The 18,677-nt window shown below is 69.9% G+C and carries 16 protein-coding genes; 7 read left to right on the forward strand and 9 right to left on the reverse strand.

All coding sequences use genetic code 11. The features are described from left to right. Nucleotides 1-20: 20 nt before the first annotated feature. Nucleotides 21-590: an oxidative stress transcriptional regulator AosR gene (gene aosR / locus NB3_RS15570; RefSeq protein ID WP_067803080.1), complete on the reverse strand. Its 570-nt coding sequence runs from the start codon at nucleotides 588-590 to the stop codon at nucleotides 21-23. A 22-nt stretch (nucleotides 591-612) separates the two neighbouring features. Next, nucleotides 613-963, reverse strand: coding sequence for an ATP-dependent Clp protease adapter ClpS (gene clpS, locus NB3_RS15575; protein WP_039796380.1), 351 nt, complete (start codon nucleotides 961-963; stop codon nucleotides 613-615). A gap of 123 nt (nucleotides 964-1,086) precedes the next feature. Between clpS and NB3_RS15580 the strand changes: the two genes are divergently transcribed. Continuing rightward, nucleotides 1,087-2,397, forward strand: coding sequence for a nicotinate phosphoribosyltransferase (locus NB3_RS15580; protein ID WP_067803086.1), 1,311 nt, complete (start codon nucleotides 1,087-1,089; stop codon nucleotides 2,395-2,397). Between the two features lie 2 nt (nucleotides 2,398-2,399). Here the strand turns inward: NB3_RS15580 and NB3_RS15585 are convergent, their stop codons facing one another. Next, on the reverse strand, nucleotides 2,400-2,591 hold the full coding sequence (locus NB3_RS15585; RefSeq protein ID WP_067803089.1) for a hypothetical protein: 192 nt from the start codon (nucleotides 2,589-2,591) through the stop codon (nucleotides 2,400-2,402). Between the two features lie 152 nt (nucleotides 2,592-2,743). On the opposite strand from NB3_RS15585, the gene NB3_RS15590 reads away from it, so the two are divergent. Next, on the forward strand, nucleotides 2,744-3,310 hold the full coding sequence (locus tag NB3_RS15590; protein WP_067803090.1) for an isochorismatase family protein: 567 nt from the start codon (nucleotides 2,744-2,746) through the stop codon (nucleotides 3,308-3,310). 57 nt (nucleotides 3,311-3,367) lie between these two features. Beyond that, a complete protein-coding gene (locus tag NB3_RS15595; protein WP_067803093.1) occupies nucleotides 3,368-5,416 on the forward strand; it encodes an ATP-dependent DNA helicase in 2,049 nt (682 codons plus the stop codon). A 163-nt stretch (nucleotides 5,417-5,579) separates the two neighbouring features. On the opposite strand, the gene NB3_RS15600 is transcribed toward NB3_RS15595, so the two are convergent. The 4 genes from NB3_RS15600 to glgP form a co-directional block, all read right to left on the reverse strand. After that, nucleotides 5,580-5,975, reverse strand: a complete 396-nt coding sequence (locus tag NB3_RS15600; RefSeq protein ID WP_067803096.1) for a RidA family protein — start codon at nucleotides 5,973-5,975, stop codon at nucleotides 5,580-5,582. 135 nt (nucleotides 5,976-6,110) lie between these two features. Then, complete coding sequence (locus tag NB3_RS15605) at nucleotides 6,111-6,644, reverse strand: DoxX family protein (RefSeq protein ID WP_067803151.1); 534 nt, start codon at nucleotides 6,642-6,644, stop codon at nucleotides 6,111-6,113. 150 nt (nucleotides 6,645-6,794) lie between these two features. Then, nucleotides 6,795-8,156 (reverse strand): NCS2 family permease, encoded by a 1,362-nt coding sequence (locus tag NB3_RS15610; RefSeq protein ID WP_067803099.1) that lies wholly within the window; start codon nucleotides 8,154-8,156, stop codon nucleotides 6,795-6,797. 108 nt (nucleotides 8,157-8,264) lie between these two features. Next, on the reverse strand, nucleotides 8,265-10,838 hold the full coding sequence (gene glgP / locus NB3_RS15615) for an alpha-glucan family phosphorylase (protein ID WP_067803102.1): 2,574 nt from the start codon (nucleotides 10,836-10,838) through the stop codon (nucleotides 8,265-8,267). Between the two features lie 295 nt (nucleotides 10,839-11,133). Between glgP and NB3_RS15620 the strand changes: the two genes are divergently transcribed. From NB3_RS15620 to glgB, 4 genes are all read left to right on the forward strand, one after another. Next, the gene (locus NB3_RS15620) at nucleotides 11,134-11,577 is read left to right on the forward strand and encodes a hypothetical protein (RefSeq protein WP_157111814.1); all 444 of its coding nucleotides are present in this window, start codon (nucleotides 11,134-11,136) and stop codon (nucleotides 11,575-11,577) included. 152 nt (nucleotides 11,578-11,729) lie between these two features. Further along, nucleotides 11,730-12,371 (forward strand): LysE family translocator, encoded by a 642-nt coding sequence (locus NB3_RS15625; protein ID WP_067803107.1) that lies wholly within the window; start codon nucleotides 11,730-11,732, stop codon nucleotides 12,369-12,371. A gap of 99 nt (nucleotides 12,372-12,470) precedes the next feature. Then, complete coding sequence (locus NB3_RS15630; protein ID WP_067803109.1) at nucleotides 12,471-14,474, forward strand: alpha-1,4-glucan--maltose-1-phosphate maltosyltransferase; 2,004 nt, start codon at nucleotides 12,471-12,473, stop codon at nucleotides 14,472-14,474. Further along, nucleotides 14,471-16,624 carry a 1,4-alpha-glucan branching protein GlgB gene (glgB, locus tag NB3_RS15635; RefSeq protein WP_067803111.1) on the forward strand — a complete coding sequence of 718 codons (2,154 nt, stop codon included), beginning with the start codon at nucleotides 14,471-14,473 and terminating at the stop codon, nucleotides 16,622-16,624. Before NB3_RS15630 ends, glgB begins: the two co-directional genes overlap by 4 nt. A gap of 233 nt (nucleotides 16,625-16,857) precedes the next feature. Here glgB and NB3_RS15640 read toward each other — a convergent pair whose 3' ends face one another. Both NB3_RS15640 and NB3_RS15645 read right to left on the reverse strand, forming a co-directional pair. Further along, on the reverse strand, nucleotides 16,858-17,706 hold the full coding sequence (locus NB3_RS15640; protein WP_067803112.1) for a tetratricopeptide repeat protein: 849 nt from the start codon (nucleotides 17,704-17,706) through the stop codon (nucleotides 16,858-16,860). Between the two features lie 61 nt (nucleotides 17,707-17,767). Further along, on the reverse strand, nucleotides 17,768-18,136 hold the full coding sequence (locus NB3_RS15645; protein ID WP_067803114.1) for a DUF3817 domain-containing protein: 369 nt from the start codon (nucleotides 18,134-18,136) through the stop codon (nucleotides 17,768-17,770). Nucleotides 18,137-18,677: the final 541 nt, after the last annotated feature.

Raw genomic sequence — 18,677 nt, forward strand, 5'->3', positions numbered from 1 at the left:
GATCTTCGCAGCGCGGCCGGTCAGGGCGCCAGCGCCTGGAGCAGCGAGTCCTGCATCCAGGTCAGCCAGTGGTACACGTCCAGGTGCGGAGCGCGCGGATCGTCGGGGTCGAGCTGGTCGGGCGTGTCGGCGTCGATGTTCAGCACCGTGCCCAGCGCCAGCCGCACGTCGGTGAGCGCGGTCAGCCACGCGTCGGCCTGCTCGGGGGTGAGGACGATCTTCCCGCCCGCGCTCGGCACGGTGTCGAGCACGACCGAGCCCGCCGCCAGCTTGGCGTCGATGATGTCGGGCTCGTGCAGGCCGCGCAGCGCGCTGTTGAGGTCGGCGCGTTCGGCGTCCGGCGAGCCGGGCTCGCTGCGGTGGAAGTCCGGCAGCAGCCTGCGCAGCCGCGGATCCTCCGGCGGGGCGGTGTTGCCGGATCGCAATCCGGTGAGGGCGGCCAAGTCGTCGTCGGGGGCGGACTCGGCGCGCTCGGTGAGCAGCCCGGAGACCGCACCGACCAGGGACCGAAGCACGTTGGCCTCACGTGCGTCCATTTCGGATCGCAGTTTGAGACCGCTCAGCGAGTTCTTCCTGCTCCACTTGCGCACGGCGTCAGGGTAGTCGTGCTGGTCAGTCGTCCCGCTGCATGGTGGCCCAGAGTCCGGCGGCGTGCAGTCGCTGGACGTCGTGTTCCATCTTGTCGCGCGAACCGGACGAGACCACCGCCTTCCCCTCGTTGTGGACTTTCAGCATGAGCTCGGTCGCCTTCGCTTTGCTGTAGCCGAAGAGCTTCTGGAAGATGTAGGTGACGTAGTGCATGAGGTTGACCGGATCGTCCCAGACCACGGTCACCCACGGGCGGTCCTCCGCCTCCAGGATCTCGGTGTACTCCACCGCTTCGGGTGTCGCCTGTGCCGCCGACAATGTCGCGTTCGCGGCGTCCACAACGACGTCACCCCGGACTGTGTTGCACAAGGCCATAGGGTCAAGGGTACGACTCGACCCCGGATAAACAACACCCACGCAGCCCCGATTCGCGTTTCCGCCGGTTCACCGGGCCGATGCCGGACGCCGTGAGCCGACCGTTCTGTCTACAGTGACAACGTGGACCTGCGTGACGGCGTGACCAGCACCGCGCTGCTGACCGACCAGTACGAACTGACCATGCTCGCCGCGGCGCTCGCCGACGGTTCCGCGCATCGGCAGTGCACCTTCGAGGTGTTCGCTAGACGTTTGCCAAACGGCCGCCGCTACGGCGTCGTCGGGGGTACCGGCCGGGTGCTCGACGCGCTGCGGCAGTTCCGGTTCGGCGAGGAGGAACTGGCCGTCGCCGCCTCCTTCTCGGATCGGCGGACGCTGGACTGGCTGCGTGACTACCGGTTCACCGGCGACATCGACGGTTATCCCGAAGGCGAGCTGTACTTTCCCGGCTCCCCGATCCTCTCGGTGCGCGGCAGCTTCGCCGAATGCGTCGTGCTGGAGACGCTGATCCTCTCGATTCTCAATCACGACAGCGCGATCGCGGCCGCCGCGGCGCGGATGGTCAGCGCGGCCGGTGGGCGCAGGATGATCGAGATGGGCTCGCGGCGCACCCACGAGTTCGCCGCCGCGGACTGCGCACGCGCCGCGTATCTGGCCGGTTTCGACGCCACCTCGAACCTGGAGGCGGTGCGCCGGTACGGGATTCCGGGGGCCGGCACCAGCGCGCACGCGTTCGTGCTGCTGCACAGCGGCCCCGACGGGGCACACGAAGCCGAAGCGTTCCGCAGCCAGGTGCAGACGCTCGGGGTCGGGACGACGCTGCTGGTGGACACCTTCGACATCACCAGGGGCGTCGCGACCGCCGTCGAGGTCGCGGGCACGGAGCTGGGCGGCGTGCGGATCGACTCCGGCGATCTGGGCGTCCTGGCCAGGCAGGTGCGCGACCAGCTCGACGCGCTCGGGGCAGGCAAGACCCGCATCGTGGTCTCCGGCGATCTCGACGAGTACGCCATCGCCGCGCTGCGCGCCGAGCCGGTCGACGTCTACGGGGTGGGGACGGCGCTCGTCACCGGCTCCGGCGCGCCGACCGCCGGGATGGTCTACAAGCTGGTCGAGGTCGACGGGGTGCCGGTCGCCAAACGCAGCAGTCACAAGCAGTCGCGTGGCGGCACGAAGAAGGCGATCCGTCTGGCCCGCGATACCGGCACGATCGTCGAGGAGATCGTCTACCCGGCGGCCGGGCCGACGCCGCCATCCAACGGCTTCCGAGCTCGTGAGCTGCTGGTGCCGCTGATCCGGGAGGGCAAGCAGGTCGACGACCTCCCCACCCTCGCCGAAAGCCGCGACCTGGTCGCGCGCGGGCTGATCAGCCTGCCGTGGGAGGGCCTCAAGCTGTCGGCGGGCGAACCCGCCGTGGTGACCACCTTCGTCTGAGGTCAGCGCCTGCGCTGCTCCACGCGGGCCACCAGCAGCAGCCCGGCGGCGAAGAGCAGCGCGAACACGACTCCGGTGATCCCGAACCACACCCACGCCGACGGCTCCGCGGGCCGGGAGCCGAGCAGGAACAAGACCGCCAGGAACACGGTGGTGGCGACGAATACGCTGCGGAACAGCTTGGCAGGGCTCATGAGAAGGTCTCCGTGCTCGAAGGCGGCGCGTCCGGCCGCACGAAAGGGGCACCCGGTAATCACCGTGCGCGGTCCCCGCGTTTACATCGACGAGCGTCCGGCCGCGCGGCAGAATCTGAAACAGTCGTTCAGCCACACCGCGGGAGGTCGCCATGACCCGGGCACTGATCATCGTCGACGTCCAGAACGATTTCTGCGAGGGCGGTTCGCTCGCGGTCGCGGGCGGCGCCGCCGTGGCGGCCCGGATCAGCGAGCACCTCGCGGCGACGAACTACGGGGCCATCGTGGCCACCCGCGATCACCACATCGATCCCGGCGCGCACTTCTCCGACGATCCCGACTTCATCGACAGCTGGCCGCCGCACTGCCGAGCCGGCACGCCGGGCGCGGATTTCCACCCGGCGCTGACCACCGGTCCCATCCAGGCGGTCTTCTCCAAGGGCGCGTACTCGGCCGCCTACTCCGGGTTCGAGGGCACGACCGAGGACGGCACCGGCCTGGCCGACTGGTTGCACGACCGCGGCGTCGACGCCGTCGACGTGGTCGGCATCGCGACCGACCACTGTGTGCGCGCGACCGCGCTGGACGCGCGCATCGAGGGTTTCGACACGCGCGTCCTGCTCGATCTCACCGCAGGCGTCGCACCCGAGACGGTCGGCGCCGCACTGGACCACATGCGCGGAGCCGGCGTCGACCTCGAAGGCGGCCTCACCCGGTAGACCGTCCGGTCTCGGCGACCGCCCTGCCCTGTCGGAGGCGGCGAGTAGGCTGCTCGCGTGCCCGAACTCCCGCCCGTTTCCGATCTTTTGGCCACCGCCGTGCAGGCGCTCGGGGGCAAGGAGCGCACCGGGCAGGTGACCATGGCCGCGGCGGTGGACCACGCGATCGACACCAAGGAGCATCTCGCCGTGCAGGCCGGGACGGGCACCGGCAAGTCGCTGGCCTATCTGGTGCCGAGCCTGCGTCACGCCGTGCGCACCGGTCGAACGGTGGTGGTCTCCACGGCTACGATCGCGCTGCAACGTCAGCTGGTCGATCGCGACCTCCCGCGCTTGGCCGAGGCGCTGGCCGGACCGCTGGGACGGACGCCGAAGTTCGCGATCCTCAAGGGCCGCAACAACTACCTGTGCTTGAACAAGATCAACAGCGCCGTTCCCGACGAGCCCGCCGAAGCGGAGCTGTTCGACGCGTTCGCGATCTCGCGCCTCGGTCGCGAAGTGCAACGACTCAACGAGTGGGCCTCCGACACCGAGACCGGCGACCGCGACGAACTCGCCCCCGGTGTGAGCGATCGGGCCTGGCGTCAGGTCAGCGTGTCGTCGCGGGAGTGCCTGGGCAAGTCACGCTGCTCCTTCGGCCAGGATTGCTTCGCCGAGCGCGCCAGGACCGAGTCGGCGCAGGCCGACGTGGTGGTGACCAACCACGCGCTGCTCGCCATCGACGCGATCAGCGGCATCCAGGTGCTGCCCGAACACGATGTGGTGGTCATCGACGAGGCGCACGAGCTGGTCGACCGGGTCACCGGCGTCGCCACCGCCGAACTGACCTCGTCGGCGATCAGCGCGGCGGCCCGGCGCTGCGCCAAACTCATCGACGAGCAGGAGGTCGATCGCCTGGAGGGCGCCGCGGAGGCCTGGCACACCGCGCTGGAGGAGCTGCCCGCCGCCCGGTGGGACACCATGCCCGACGGCGTCGCCCCCGTGCTGGCCCTGATCCGCGACGCCGCGTGGAACGCGCGCACGGCGCTCGCGCCGCCGGGCAGCACCACCGCGCAGGGCGATCCGGAGAGCTCCGCCGCCCGCACCATGGCCCTGGCCGCCCTCGACGAGGTGCACGACACCGCGGTCCGCGCGCTGACGGCCTTCGACGAGCCGGATCCCGCCGCGCGCCGCGATGTCATCTGGCTGGCGGCCGACGAGGTGCGGGGTGTCGTGCGCCGGTCGCTGCGCATGGCGCCGCTGTCGGTGGGCGGGCTGCTACGCAGCAGGCTCTTCGGCACCGCGACCGTCGTGCTCACCTCGGCCACATTGCAGATCGGCGGCTCGTTCGACGGCCTCGCGGTCACCTGGGGCCTGCCCGCGCAGTCGGGCAATCGCGCCGATCCGGCCACCGCGAACGGCGCGCAGGCGCCGTCGGACGCCGAGGCCGTGCGCTGGAGTTCGCTCGATGTCGGCTCACCGTTCGACCACGCCAAGTCCGGCATCCTCTACGTCGCCAAACACCTGCCCGCGCCGGGCCGCGACGGGCTCGCACCGGCCTACCTGGACGAGATCGAGCGGCTGATCACGGCCGCGGGCGGACGCACCCTCGGTTTGTTCTCCTCGATGCGCGCCGCCCGCGCGGCCACCGACGCGCTGCGCGAACGGCTGGACACCCCGGTGTTGTGCCAGGGCGAGGACGCCACGGGCGCGTTGGTCCGCAAGTTCGCCGACGACCCGGAGACTTCCCTGTTCGGCACGCTGTCGCTGTGGCAGGGCGTCGACGTGCCGGGACCGTCACTCAGCCTGGTGATCCTCGACCGCATCCCCTTCCCCCGCCCCGACGATCCGCTGCTTGCGGCCAGGCAGCGCGCCGTGGAGATGCGCGGCGGCAACGGTTTCATGACCGTGGCCGCCAACCACGCCGCTCTGCTGCTCGCGCAGGGCACCGGCCGCCTGCTGCGCAGCGTCGATGATCGCGGTGTGGTGGCCATCCTGGATTCCCGCCTCGCCACCGCACGCTACGGCGGATACCTGCGCGCGTCGCTGCCGCCGTACTGGGAGACGGCCGACCCGGAGATCGTCGTCAAGGCACTGGGCAGACTGGCCGCCGCGGCGAAGGTGTGATACCAAACACACCGGCCGGAATCTATTTCCACTCGGAAGTAGATTGGGTGGTCGGTACGTCGGTGACCCCCCAATTCCCACACCGAGGTATCGGCCGTCCCCGCGCCAAGCCCTGCACGCGGCGCGGGGACATCACCTCGGATCGGCCGTCGCGCAGCGGATCTCAGCCGCGCACGGCCACCGCGTCGACCTCGAACAGCATGCCGGGCAACGCGAGCGTCGCCACACCGGTCAGCGTCTGCGCGGGCGGCCGGTCACCCCAGATCTTCGCGATCTTCTTCCCGAGCACAGCCAGCTTCTCGAGATCGTGGTCGACGATGTGCGTCCGTAACTGCGCCACGTCGGCGAAGTCCACGCCGGCCGACCGTAAGGCGATGCCGAGATTGGCGAACGCACGGTCGACCTGAACCGCGAACTCCGTACTGGTCGTGTGCCCTTCGGCGTCCGAGTCGTACTGCCCGGCGATGAACACCAGTTCACCGCGCGTCACCGCCACGTGGCTGTAACCGAACCCGGTCGGGTCGTGCAGTTCACCGGGGTTGCTGATTTCCACGGCCATGTTTCCTCCTCGCTCGGCCGGTAAGTGCCACAACACAGACGATTCGGCAGCCCGCGATGTGACATGGGGAACCCACGGACCAGCGCGGCGCGGCGACCGAGGTCACCGCGCCGCGAATTCCGCTGCCTCGCAGGCTCAGAGCGCCCACTTCAGGATCAGCGTGAGCACGCCCGTCGCGACCGCGAGAACCACCGCGCCCACACCCCACACGAATCCGTGCCGCTCCCAGGGACGCCCGGCGTCCAGCGAGAACTTGCCCGGCCCGATGAAGGGCAGCGCGGCGCCGACCGCCGCGAACAGCACGCCCATCTCGTACCCGCCCAGCAGTCCACCGGACCAGGTGGCGTTGATCGCGTTGATCATCGTGCCGAGCACGATCGCCCCGGCCAGCGGCGTCAGCAAGCCGAGCAGCAACAGGAGGCCGCCGCCGAGTTCGGTCAGGCCGGCCAGCGTGCCGAACACCTTGCCCGGGTTGTAGCCCATCTGCTCGAAGCCGTCGGCGTTGGCCTGCAGGCCCGGCCCGCCCCACCAGCCGAAGAGTTTCTGCGCGCCGTGGGCAGCGAGCAGCCCGCCGAAGACGACGCGCACGATGAGCAGGCCGAGATCGGGCGCTATGCCGTCCAGATCGCTGTCGGTGCCGGTTCTTTCGAGTACGGATTTGATGGTCATGGTGGTCCTCATCCCTGCGCTGTCGTTCCGGACATGAATCGTTACTTCGGCAAATAAAACGGACTGCGGTCCGATTCCCTCCGAGCCAACCGCCCTGCCTCTTGGTCTATTCCACGGGCGGGCGGACGGGATGGTTCAGCGAGCGGCCTATCACTCCGCGAGGAAGAAGAAGTAACCGAGGAACACCAGCATCAGTGCCCACATCGCCGGGTGCACTTCCCTGACGCGGCCTTTGGCCACCATGACCACGGGGTACAGCAGCATGCCCATGGCCAGGCCGTTGGCGATGGAGTACGTCAGCGGCATCATCACGATGGTGATGAACGCGGGCACGGAGTACTCCAGCCGGTTCCAGTCGATCGCACCGAGCGAGCGGGCCATCAGGATGCCGACCACGATGAGCGCGGGCGCGGTCACCTCGCCCGAACCCGCCACCACGGCGAAGATCGGATAGCAGAACATGGCGACGAGGAACCAGCCCGCCGTGGTGACGGCGGTCAGCCCGGTCCGTCCGCCCGCCGAGACGCCCGCGGTCGATTCCACGTAGGCGGTGGTGGTGGAGGTGCCGATGACCGCGCCCGCCATGGTGCCCACCGAGTCCGCCGCCAGCGCGCTCGCCGCGCGCGGCAACTTGCCATTCTTGTCCAGCAGCCCGGCCTGGTTCGCGACGCCGATCAGCGTGCCGGAGGCGTCGAAGAAGTCGACGAACAGCATGGTCAGCACCACCACGACCATCTGACCGGTGAACGCGTCGGGCAGATGGACGATCGCCTGGCCGAAGGTCTGCTCCAGCCCCTCCGGCGCGGCGAACACGCCCTTGGGCAGCGGGACCAAGCCGCTGACGATGCCGACGATCGTGGTCAGCACGATGCCGTAGAGCACGGCGCCGTGCCAGCCGCGCACCAGGAACACCACCGTCACCAGCAGCCCGAACAGCGCGAGCAAGGTGGTGCCCTTCGTGAAGTCGCCCAGCGTCACCAGCGTCGCGTCGCTGTTCACCACGATCCCGGCGTTCTTCAGTCCGAGGAAGGCCACGAACAATCCGATGCCCGCGCCGACGGCGAGCTTCAATTGCATCGGGATCGCGTTGAGTATGCGCTCGCGAACCTTCGTCACCGCGAGGACGAAGAAGATGGCGCCGGACAGGAACGTGCCCGACAGCGCGACCTGCCACGGAATCCCCATGCCGAGCACCACCGTGTACGCGAAGAACGCGTTGAGTCCCATGCCCGGCGCGAGTGCGATCGGATACCGCGCCCACAGCCCCATGACCAGCGTGCCGAACACCGCGGCGACGGCGGTGGCGGTGAACACCGCCTGCATCGGGATGCCCTTGTCGCCCAGCGCGCCCTGGTCGCCGAGCACCGCGGGGTTGACCGCGAGGACGTACGACATGGCCAGGAACGTGATCGTCCCCGCCATGAGTTCGCGTTTGACGGTCGAACCGGTCGAGCGAACCCCGAAGTATCCGTCGAGGCGTCCTCGAGTCCGGTGCAGAACGTCGGTGACCATGGGTGACTCCAGTGCGGAACGATTCGGGGCGGGCCAAAGGGCACGGTAGCCGACGGTTCACTGCCGGGGACACCCGCGGCGGCGCCACCGTGACCGGCGCCACCCGGGCTACGCGCTCGGAGCGGAGACCAGCCCGAACTCGGCGTCGGAGGCCAGCAGATCGCTGTGCGGCAGGACGCGCACGGTATACCCCACCGCGCCGGACAGCGGCAGCGGCGTGTCCACGGTGAACAGCTCGGCGCCCCCGTCGGACCCGGCGTGCGTCATCGGGACCGTCGTGGTGTCGGAGAGGTCGTCGGTCGCCGACACCCGCCCGAGCACCGCCTGCACCACCACGTCCGGCACGCTCAGCCCACCGAGTTCGACCCGCGCGGTGAGCGAGAGCCGCGCTCCGATCACCGGCGTGTCCGGCAATCCCGCGCTGTCCACCTGGATCACCTTGACCGACGGCCACGCCGACTCGATCCGGTGGCGGTATTCGGCGATGGCGCGCGCCACCGCGAAGTCGTCGGCCGTCGCCCGCTGCGAAGCCGCGGCGGCGGGAGCGTAGTACTCCACCGCGTAGTCGCGGACCATCCGGGAAGCCAGGACCTTCGGCCCCAGGGTCTGCAAGGTGTGACGGACCATCTCGACCCAGCGCACCGGCATCCCGGAGGCGTCGCGCTCGTAGAAACGCGGCGCCACGGCCCGTTCGAACAGGTCGTAGAGGGCGGCGGCCTCCAGATCGTCGCGGCGGTGTTCGTCCCGGACGCCCTCCGCGGTCGGGATGGCCCACCCGTTCTCGCCGTCGAACATCTCGTCCCACCAGCCGTCCCGGATGGAGAGATTGAGCCCGCCGTTCAGCGCGGACTTCATGCCGGAGGTGCCGCAGGCCTCCAGCGGGCGCAGCGGATTGTTCAGCCAGACGTCGCAGCCCCAGTAGAGATAACGAGCCATCGACATGTCGTAATCGGGCAGGAAGACGATCCGATGCCGCACCTCGGGATCGTCCGCGAAGCGCACCACCTGCTGGATCAGCGCCTTGCCGCCGTCGTCGGCCGGGTGGCTCTTACCCGCGACGACCAGCTGCACCGGCCGCCGCGGATCCAGCAGCAGGGCGCGCAGCCGCTGCGGATCGCGCAGCATCAGGGTGAGCCGCTTGTAGGTCGGCACCCGGCGGGCGAACCCGACGGTCAGCACGTCCGGGTCGAAAACGCCGTTCACCCAGCCGAGTTCGGCCTCGGCGGCGCCGCGCTCCAGCCAGGACGCCCGTACCCTGCGCCGGACCTCCTCGACGAGGATGCCGCGCAGCGCGTTGCGGGTCGACCACAATTCGGTGAGATCGACATCGCGCAACCTTTCCCAGCCGCGCCCCTCCTCGACCAGCTCGGGGCCGATGTGCTCACGCGCCTTCTCCACCCACTCCCGCGCGGCCCAGGTGGTGGCGTGCACACCATTGGTGACCGAACCGATCGGCACCTCGGCCGGGTCGAAGCCCGGCCACAGCGAAGCGAACATCGACCGGCTCACCGCGCCGTGCAGTTTCGACACGCCGTTGGCGCGCTGCGCCAGCCGCAGACCCATGTGCGCCATGTTGAACACCGACGGGTCCGCCTCCCGGCCGAGTGCCACGATCCGGTCCACCGAAAGGCCCGGCAGCAGAGCGGATTCGGATTCCCCGTGCGCACCGCCGAAATACCGCCGCACCATCGGCATCGGGAACCGGTCGATGCCCGCGGGGACGGGCGTATGCGTGGTGAACACCGTGCCCGCACGCACGGCGGCGAGCGCGGTATCGAAATCCTGCCCGGCCGCGACGAATTCACGGATCCGCTCCACGCCGAGGAACCCCGCGTGGCCTTCGTTCATATGGAACACGTCGGGATCGGGCAGTCCGGCCGACGCGGTGTAGGCCCGCACCGCACGCACACCGCCGATGCCGGCGAGGATCTCCTGGCGGATGCGATGCTCCTGGTCACCGCCGTACAACCGGTCGGTGACCGCGCGCAACTCCGGGTCGTTCTCCGCGATATCCGAGTCCAGCAGCAGCAACGGAACCCGGCCGACCTGCGCGATCCACACCCGCGCGCGCAGCACCCTGCGATCGGGCATGGCGACGTGGATGAGCACCGGCGAACCGGCGGAGGTGAGCGCGCGCAGCGGCAGGCCCTGCGGATCCAGCGCCGGGTAGTGCTCGGCTTGCCAGCCGTCCGTGGTCAGCGACTGCCGGAAGTAGCCGGAGCGGTACAGCAAGCCGACGCCGATCAGCGGCAGGCCGAGATCGGAAGCGGCCTTCAGGTGGTCTCCGGCCAGAATGCCCAAGCCACCGGAGTAATTCGGCAGCACCTCGGTGACGCCGAACTCCATCGAGAAGTAGGCGATGCCCCGCACGCCTTCCTCGCCCGCCCGGCGCTGGAACCAGCCCGGCGCCGCCAGGTACTCCCGCAGCTCGGCCGCCGCGGCGTCCACCCGCGCGACGTAGGCGGGATCGGCGGCCAGCTCGTCCAGCCGCGCCGCGGGCACCTCACCCAGCATCCGGACCGGGTCGTGCCCCATCTCCTGCCACCGCCGCGGATCGAGCGCGGCGAACAGGTCCTGCGTAGGCGGATGCCACGACCAGCGCAGATTCGTGGCGAGCTCCCCCAGGGCGGCCAGGCGCTCGGGCAGATGGGCACGGACGGTGAAACGACGCAATGCCTTCATTGGGTAGAACCTACACGGCGACCGCCCGGCGCGCCCCGCATGACCAGACGCCGAACAACGTTCCGACCAGCGTTTTTCCCGTCAGCGCACGGCTGCGGCGAGCGAGCGGTCCGACAGTGCGTAACGCGGTCCATCGTCACGGAACGGCCACACGACGCACCCCGCTGCCCGCGTTCCCGCTACCCGATCGAGACCCGCGCTCACTTGTGAACTCCGGAACGCCGGGCAAACCCACAAGCTGTGCGGACCAACCGGCCGCACCAACCGAATCAGTACGGGAGTGATCGAGATGTGGATGACAGCACACCCAAATCGCGCCCGCGATCGGCGCTGGTCGCGCGCGGGAGCGGCGATCACGGGGTTCGGAGCGTTCGCGGCGGCATGCGTTCTCGTCGCACCCGCCGCCGGCGCGGCGGTCACGACGGCGACCGCGAGCCCGGCCCAAGGCACCAGTTTCGGCTTCGGTAACTACGGAACCAACTGCCAGTACCGCGTGACGGCCACCGTGGACAACAGTCCCTCGACCGAATCGGTGCAGTTCGCCGACAGCGCCGGGGGCACCTTCTCCCCCAATCCCGCACCGGTGGTCGGCAACCAGGCCACCGCGGTCTGGATCCCCGACACCAAGGGGCAACACACCATTTCCGCCACGCAAGGCGCCACTCCCGCTTGGATCTCGCCGGTGATGACGGTGGGCAACGGGATGAACCTCGGCTTCGCGTGCCTGGTCATGCCGTGACCGGCGTTTCCAGCACGTCGCAGTGAGCGCCCGGGTGGTCGCGCGGCGGACGAGCGATCGCTGTCCGTGGCCACCCGGCGCCTCATCCGCGTCGCCCGCGGCGGACAGGGAATTCGGTGGCCCCGGCAACGCCGAAGTGACAGCATCGGCTGATGCCGCACTGGGTGGACGTCCTTCCGCAATTCCTGCTGGCCTGCCTGGCCATCGCCGCGCTGCCGGGGCCCGCGACCGCGTTGTTCCTGCAGCGCGCGGTGCGCGACGGCCGCACCGCGGGTCTGGCGGCGGTGGCCGGGAACGAGATCGGCGTGCTCGGCTGGACGCTGGCGGGCGGGGCCGGGCTGTCGGTCCTGCTGGTCGCGAACCGGGCCGCGAATACGGCGGTGCACGTCGTCGGCGGGCTGGTGCTGATCTGGCTCGGCGTGCAGGCGTGGCGTGGCGCACGCGGCGGCGGCGAGTTCGGCGGCGCGATGACGCGGATGCTGCCCGCGGGCCGCACGCCCGCCGCCGCCTTCCGCGCCTCGCTGATCTCGATCGCGGCCAATCCCAAGGCAGCGGTCTTCGGATTGACGATCCTGCCGCAGTTCCTTCCCTCCGAAGGGCCGGTGCTGCCGACGGTGGTGATCCTGGCGCTCATCCAGTTGGTGATCGACACCGCGTGGTGCGTCGGCGTGGTCCTCGCCGCCGACCGCGCCGGCGCCTGGCTGCGCCGCACCGGCATCCGGCAGCGAGTGGAACGAGCGCTCGGCGTGCTCCTCGTCGCGCTCGGCCTCGGCCTCGCCGCCGACGCACGCTGACCGAACGCCCACCTCGGTCACTGCCGGGACCGGCCGGAACCGGACTCGAAAAATCGGCTGATCCGGTCCCGGCAGCCGGTTGCCGGTAGGTTGGGGTCCGTGACCGGCCGCATCGCTATCGATGACACTGCCCCGTCCATCCCAGGCGGCCGGCCCGCCAAGGCGGTGGTCGGCGAGGTATTCCCGGTGCGCACCGTGGTCTGGCGAGAGGGGCACGACGCCGTCGCCGCCACCCTGGTCGTGCGCGCCCCCGGCGCGTCGCGAGCCACCCGTGTCCGCATGACGCCGGACTACGAGCCCGACGTCTTCAACGCCACGTTCATCCCGAACACGCCGGGAGCATGGACCTACCGGATCGAAGGCTGGAGCGATCCGATCGCGACCTGGCGGTCGGCGATCGAGGCGAAGCTGGCCGTCGGGCAGAGCGCCGCCGACCTGGCCAACGATCTGGAGCTGGGGGCACGCCTGTTCGAGCGCGCGGCGCAGGCCGTGCCGAAAAAGCAGTTCGAACGCTTGCGCGCGGTCGCGGCGTCGCTGCGCGGTGCCGATCAACTCCCCGCACGGGTGGCCCCCGCCTTCACCGAGGAGGTCGCCGAGATCCTGCGCGCCACGCCGCTGCGCGACCTGGTCACCCGCGGACCGCAGCACACCGTTCTGGTCGAGCGGCACCGCGCGCTCTACGGCTCCTGGTACGAGTTCTTCCCGCGGTCGACCGGCGGCCGCGACGCCACCGGCAAGCCCGTCCACGGCACGTTCGTCACCGCGGCCAAGGAACTTCCTCGCATCGCCGCCATGGGCTTCGACGTGGTGTATCTGCCGCCCATCCACCCGATCGGCGAGATCAACCGCAAGGGCCGCAACAACGCGCTCACCGCGGAGCCGGGCGACGTCGGCTCGCCGTGGGCCATCGGATCGCGGCACGGCGGTCACGACGCCGTCCATCCGGAACTGGGCACCGAAGCCGATTTCGCCGAGTTCGTCACCGCGGCGCGGGAACTCGGCCTCGAAGTGGCGCTCGACCTCGCGTTGCAGTGCGCGCCCGACCATCCGTGGGTGCGGGCACACCCGGAATGGTTCACCACCCTGCCCGACGGCACCATCGCCTACGCCGAGAACCCGCCGAAGAAGTACCAGGACATCTACCCGGTCAACTTCGACAACGATCCCGACGGGCTCTACGCCGAAGTGCTGCGCGTGGTCAAACACTGGATCGGACTGGGCGTCAAGATCTTCCGGGTCGACAATCCGCACACCAAGCCCGCCGACTTCTGGGAGTGGCTGATCGCGAAGGTGTGGCGCACCGACCCGGACGTCATCTTCCTGTCCGAGGCGTTCACCCGCCCGGCCCGGCTCTACGGGCTCGCCCGCCGCGGATTCAGCCAGTCCTACACGTATTTCACCTGGCGCGTGGCCAAATGGGAGCTGACCGAGTTCGGCAACGAATTGGCCGCGAAGGCCGACGAAGCCCGCCCGAACCTCTTCGTGAACACCCCCGACATCCTGCACGAGAGCCTGCAGCACGGCGGCCCGGGGATGTTCGCCATCCGCGCCGTCCTGGCCGCGACCCTCGCGCCCACCTGGGGCGTCTACTCCGGCTTCGAGCTGTTCGAGCACCAGGCGGTGCGTCCGGACAGCGAGGAGTACCTCGATTCGGAGAAATACGAGCTGCGCCCGCGTCCGTTCGCCGAGGCGCTCGCGCGCGGAGAATCGCTCGAGCCCTGGCTCACCCGGCTCAACGAGATCCGCCGAGCGCATCCCGCCCTGCAACAGTTGCGCTGCCTGCATTTCCACCACGTGGACAACGACGCGCTGATCGCCTACTCCAAGATCGATCCGGCCAGCGGCGACGCGGTGCTGGTCGTGGTGAATCTGAACCCCTTCGGCGCCGAATGGGGCATGCTCTCGCTCGACCTGCCCGCCATCGGCCGCGAGTGGCACGACCACCCGGTGGTGTACGACGAGGTCAGCGGCGAGGAATACCACTGGGCGCAGACCAATTACGTGCGCTTGGACCCAGCACGCGCCGTCGCGCACGTCATCGCGCTGCCCCCGGTGTCCCAGCAGGCTCGCACCGAACTGGCCTACCGCAGGACGCTGCGATGAAACGTCGCGACCTCATGCTCCTCGCGGCGGGCACCCATACCGACCCGCACACCGTGCTCGGCGCGCATCCCCATCCCGACGGCACGGCCGTCCGGGTGCTGCGGCCGCACGCGGAAACCGTGTCGGTGCGCGTCGGCGGCGACGACCACGAGCTGAAGTCCCTTGGTCACGGCGTCTTCGCCGCGGTGCTGCCGTACCCGGAGATCATGGACTATCGCGTCGTGACGACCTACCCGGGCGGCCGGACCGTCATCGGCGCCGACGGCTACCGCTTCCTGCCCACGCTCGGCGAACTCGACCTGCACCTGATCGGCGAAGGCCGCCACGAACGCCTCTGGGAAGTGCTCGGTGCGCACCCGCGCCGCTACACGACCCTCGACGGTGATGTGACGGGCACCTCGTTCGCGGTGTGGGCGCCGAACGCGCGCGGCGTCACCGTGATCGGGGACTTCGACGGCTGGAGCGGCAACACCGCGCCGATGCGCGCGCTGGGGTCGTCCGGGATCTGGGAAGTCTTCGTCCCCGGTGTCGGACCGGGCGCCAAGTACAAATTCCGCGTGCACGGCGCCGACGGCCGGACCGTCGATCACGCCGACCCGCTGGCCTTCGCCACCGAACACCCCCCGGCCACGGCATCGGTGGTCACCGAGAGCCATCACGTGTGGCAGGACAGCGCCTGGCTCGAACAGCGCACGGCCACCGACCCCACCCGCGCCCCGATGAGCGTCTACGAAGTGCATCTCGGTTCGTGGCGGCCCGGCCTCGGCTATCGCGAACTGGCCGATCAGCTCGCCGAATACGTGCGGGGGACCGGATACACCCACATCGAATTGCTCCCCATCGCCGAGCATCCGTTCGGTGGTTCGTGGGGCTACCAGGTCACCTCCTACTACGCGCCGACGGCGCGATTCGGCTCCCCCGACGACTTCCGCGTGTTCGTCGACCGCATGCACGCGGCGGGCATCGGCGTTCTGCTGGACTGGGTGCCCGCCCACTTCCCGCGCGACGAGTGGGCGCTGGCCCGATTCGACGGCACCCCGCTCTACGAGCACGCCGACCCGCGCCGGGGCGAGCAACTCGACTGGGGCACCTACGTGTTCGACTTCGGCAGGCACGAAGTGCGCAACTTCCTCATCGCCAACGCCCGCTACTGGATCGAGGAATTCCACATCGACGGCCTGCGCGTCGACGCCGTCGCGTCCATGCTCTATCTGGACTACTCCCGCGCCGACGGCCAGTGGGAGCCCAACGTGCACGGCGGCCGGGAGAACCTGGAGGCCGTCGACTTCCTCCAAGACCTCAACGAGACGCTGCACCGGCATCACCCCGGCGTGGTGACCATCGCCGAGGAGTCGACCACCTGGCCCGGCGTCACCCGCGGCATCGATGTCGGCGGGCTCGGCTTCACCATGAAATGGAACATGGGCTGGATGCACGACACCCTCGGGTTCCTCGGCCGCGACCCGGTGCACCGCTCCTGGCACCACAACGAGATCACCTTCTCACTGGTCTACGCCTGGAGCGAGAACTACGTGCTGCCGATCAGCCATGACGAGGTCGTGCACGGCAAAGGCACGCTGTGGACCAGGATGCCCGGCGACGATTTCGCCAAAGCCGGCGGCGTGCGGGCGCTGCTGGCCTACATGTGGGCGCACCCGGGTAAACAGCTGCTGTTCATGGGGCAGGATTTCGGCCAGTTCCGGGAGTGGTCGCACGATCGCGGCCTGGACTGGCACGAACGGGACAACCCGCTGCACCAGGGCATCACCACGCTGGTGCGCGACCTGAACGCCGTCTACCGCGCCCACCCGGCACTGTGGAGCCAGGACACCACCCCCGGCGGCTACGCCTGGATCGAGGCGAACGACCGAGCGAACAACGTGCTGGCGTTCCTGCGCTACGGCTCAGACGGCTCGGTGGTGGCCTGCGTCTACAACTTCTCCGGATCGGCGCACGACGCCTACCGGGTCGGCCTTCCGCACTCCGGTCCCTGGCTCGAGATCCTCAACACCGACGCCGTGGACTACGGCGGCTCCGGTCTCGGCAACCTGGGCGAGGTGACGGCGACCGACGAGCCGTGGCACGACCGCCCCGCCTCCGCCACGGTGACGCTCGCACCACACGGCGCGGTCTGGCTGCGTCCCGCCTAGCGAACCGCGCGCCGCACCCGGCACGACCCCGAATGTGCGCCCGATTCCCTGCCGGGGTGAGCACTTCGCGCTGCACTGACGATCGGCGAGCCTGGAGCTGACCCGCCACGGTTCGTCGGCGGCGCGGTGGATCGCCCGAAGGCCCGACCAGGCCGTTCATCGGCGAGCCTCTCGCGGCAACCCTGCACTGAGTCCGCACCCACGCGGGCCGAGTCGAGCGCGCGCGCCGCGACTCAGTACAGCGCCGCCGCCAGCTTGCGGCGCGCGGCCACGACGAACGGCTCGGCCTGGTCGAACAGCTCGAACAGCTCCAGCAGGCGGGTACGCGCCTTGGTGCGCTCGTCGCCGGAGGTCCGCTTGACGACGGCGATCAGCCGGTCGAAGGCCGCTTCGGGACGCTGTTGGAACAGTTCGAGATCAGCGGCTTTGATCGCGGCATCGACGTTCGAGGGGTCGGCGTCGGCATCGGCGATGGCCGACTCCGGCAGTTCCTGAGCCCTGGCGAGGAAGCGGAGCTGACGCAGTGCGCCCTTGGCCTCCTCGTTCGCCGGTTCGGCGTCGAGAATCGCTTGGTAGGCGGCCTCGGCGCCGGCCAGGTCACCGTGCTCGAGCGCCGCCTCGGCCGCCGCGAAACGCGGGTCCTCCGCTTCCGCCTGCGGCTGCGGCCCGCCCTCCAGCTTGCCCGCCACCGCGTCGACCACGGCGTTCAACCACTGCCGCACCTGCGGCTCGGGCTGGGCGCCCTCGAAATCGGCCAGCGGCTGCCCGGCCGCGATCGCGATGACCGTCGGGATGCCCTGCACCCGCAGCGCCTGCGCGATGCGCATATTGGCCTCGGCCTCGACGGTGGCCAGGTCCCAGGTGCCGCCGTCGGCGGCCACCAGACGTTCCAGCGTCCGCACCAGTTCGATGCTGCCCGGACTGCGCTGCGAGTACAGCACGACCACCACGGGCACCTGCATCGAACGGCGCAGGACCTTGGTCTCGAAATCGGCCTCGGAAACCGCGTGGTCGCCACCGGCCGGACCACTCGCGGCCCCGGCGGGCTGCTTCAGGCTGGACAGATCGACAGCGCCGGACATGGCGGCGGCGACAGCGGGCGAAGGACGGCGTGCGGCTGGTCGATTCACGACCTCCAGTTTGTCACGACGTGGCGGAAGCGGGTGCCCCGGACTCGACCGAACCGGCGTTGCTCAGCTCACCCAACCGCCCCGTGCGCACCGCCCAGACCTCGAACAGCACCGTGCAGAACGGCGGGATGCTCGACACCAGCGCCAGAACGGTGGTCTTGGCGTTCCAGCCGAGCTCGCGCGCCGCAACGATCGCGGTGATCACGAACAGCACGAACACGATGCCGTGCGTCATGCCGAACACCTTGACCGGCCACAACACCGGCTCCGGAATCCGCTTGAACACCATGCCGATGATCAGCAGCAGCCAGGAGATCGCCTCGAGCACCGCGATGAAACGAAACCGCTTGGCCACCGTGCTCAGGTCGAAGACATTGCCCATGCGCCCATTCTGCCGGATGCACTACAGGCTGTCGTAGTGAGCTGTGTCTAATTGCGGCGCCTGCGGCGCCGCGTGTTCGCGGCCCCCTTGTGGCTCGCGTGTGCCCGACCGCCGCTTGCTCCTTCGTCGCCTACGCGGCGGCCGCGCACACGCGAGCCGGGCCGCGAACGGAACAGGCTTGGTCTCGCTTCGCTCGAAAGACGTGGTCGGGGTGCGCTGGGCACGTTGGTGTCGAACGCTGGGACACAGGGCGCGGTTCAGAAGTCGGGTTCGTTCGGCCGGGCGGGCCTGCACTGGGTGCGCAGTCCTTGCGCCGCTCCCGTTCGCTCGGCCGCCGCTTGTGGCCTCGTCGCGGACGCGGCGGCCGCACACGCGAGCCGGGCCGCGAACGGCAAATGCACAGACGTAGGGCGCGCGGTTCGAAAGCTGGGTTTCAGCCGAGCCTGCACTGGATGTTGGCGGCGCTGTTGCGGCTCAGGTTCGGGCGATCGCCGCTCGCTCCTTCGTCGCGTACGCGGCGGCCGCGCACAAGCGCGAGCCG

Source organism: Nocardia beijingensis NBRC 16342, from assembly GCF_001612785.1.
Lineage (GTDB): Bacteria > Actinomycetota > Actinomycetes > Mycobacteriales > Mycobacteriaceae > Nocardia > Nocardia beijingensis.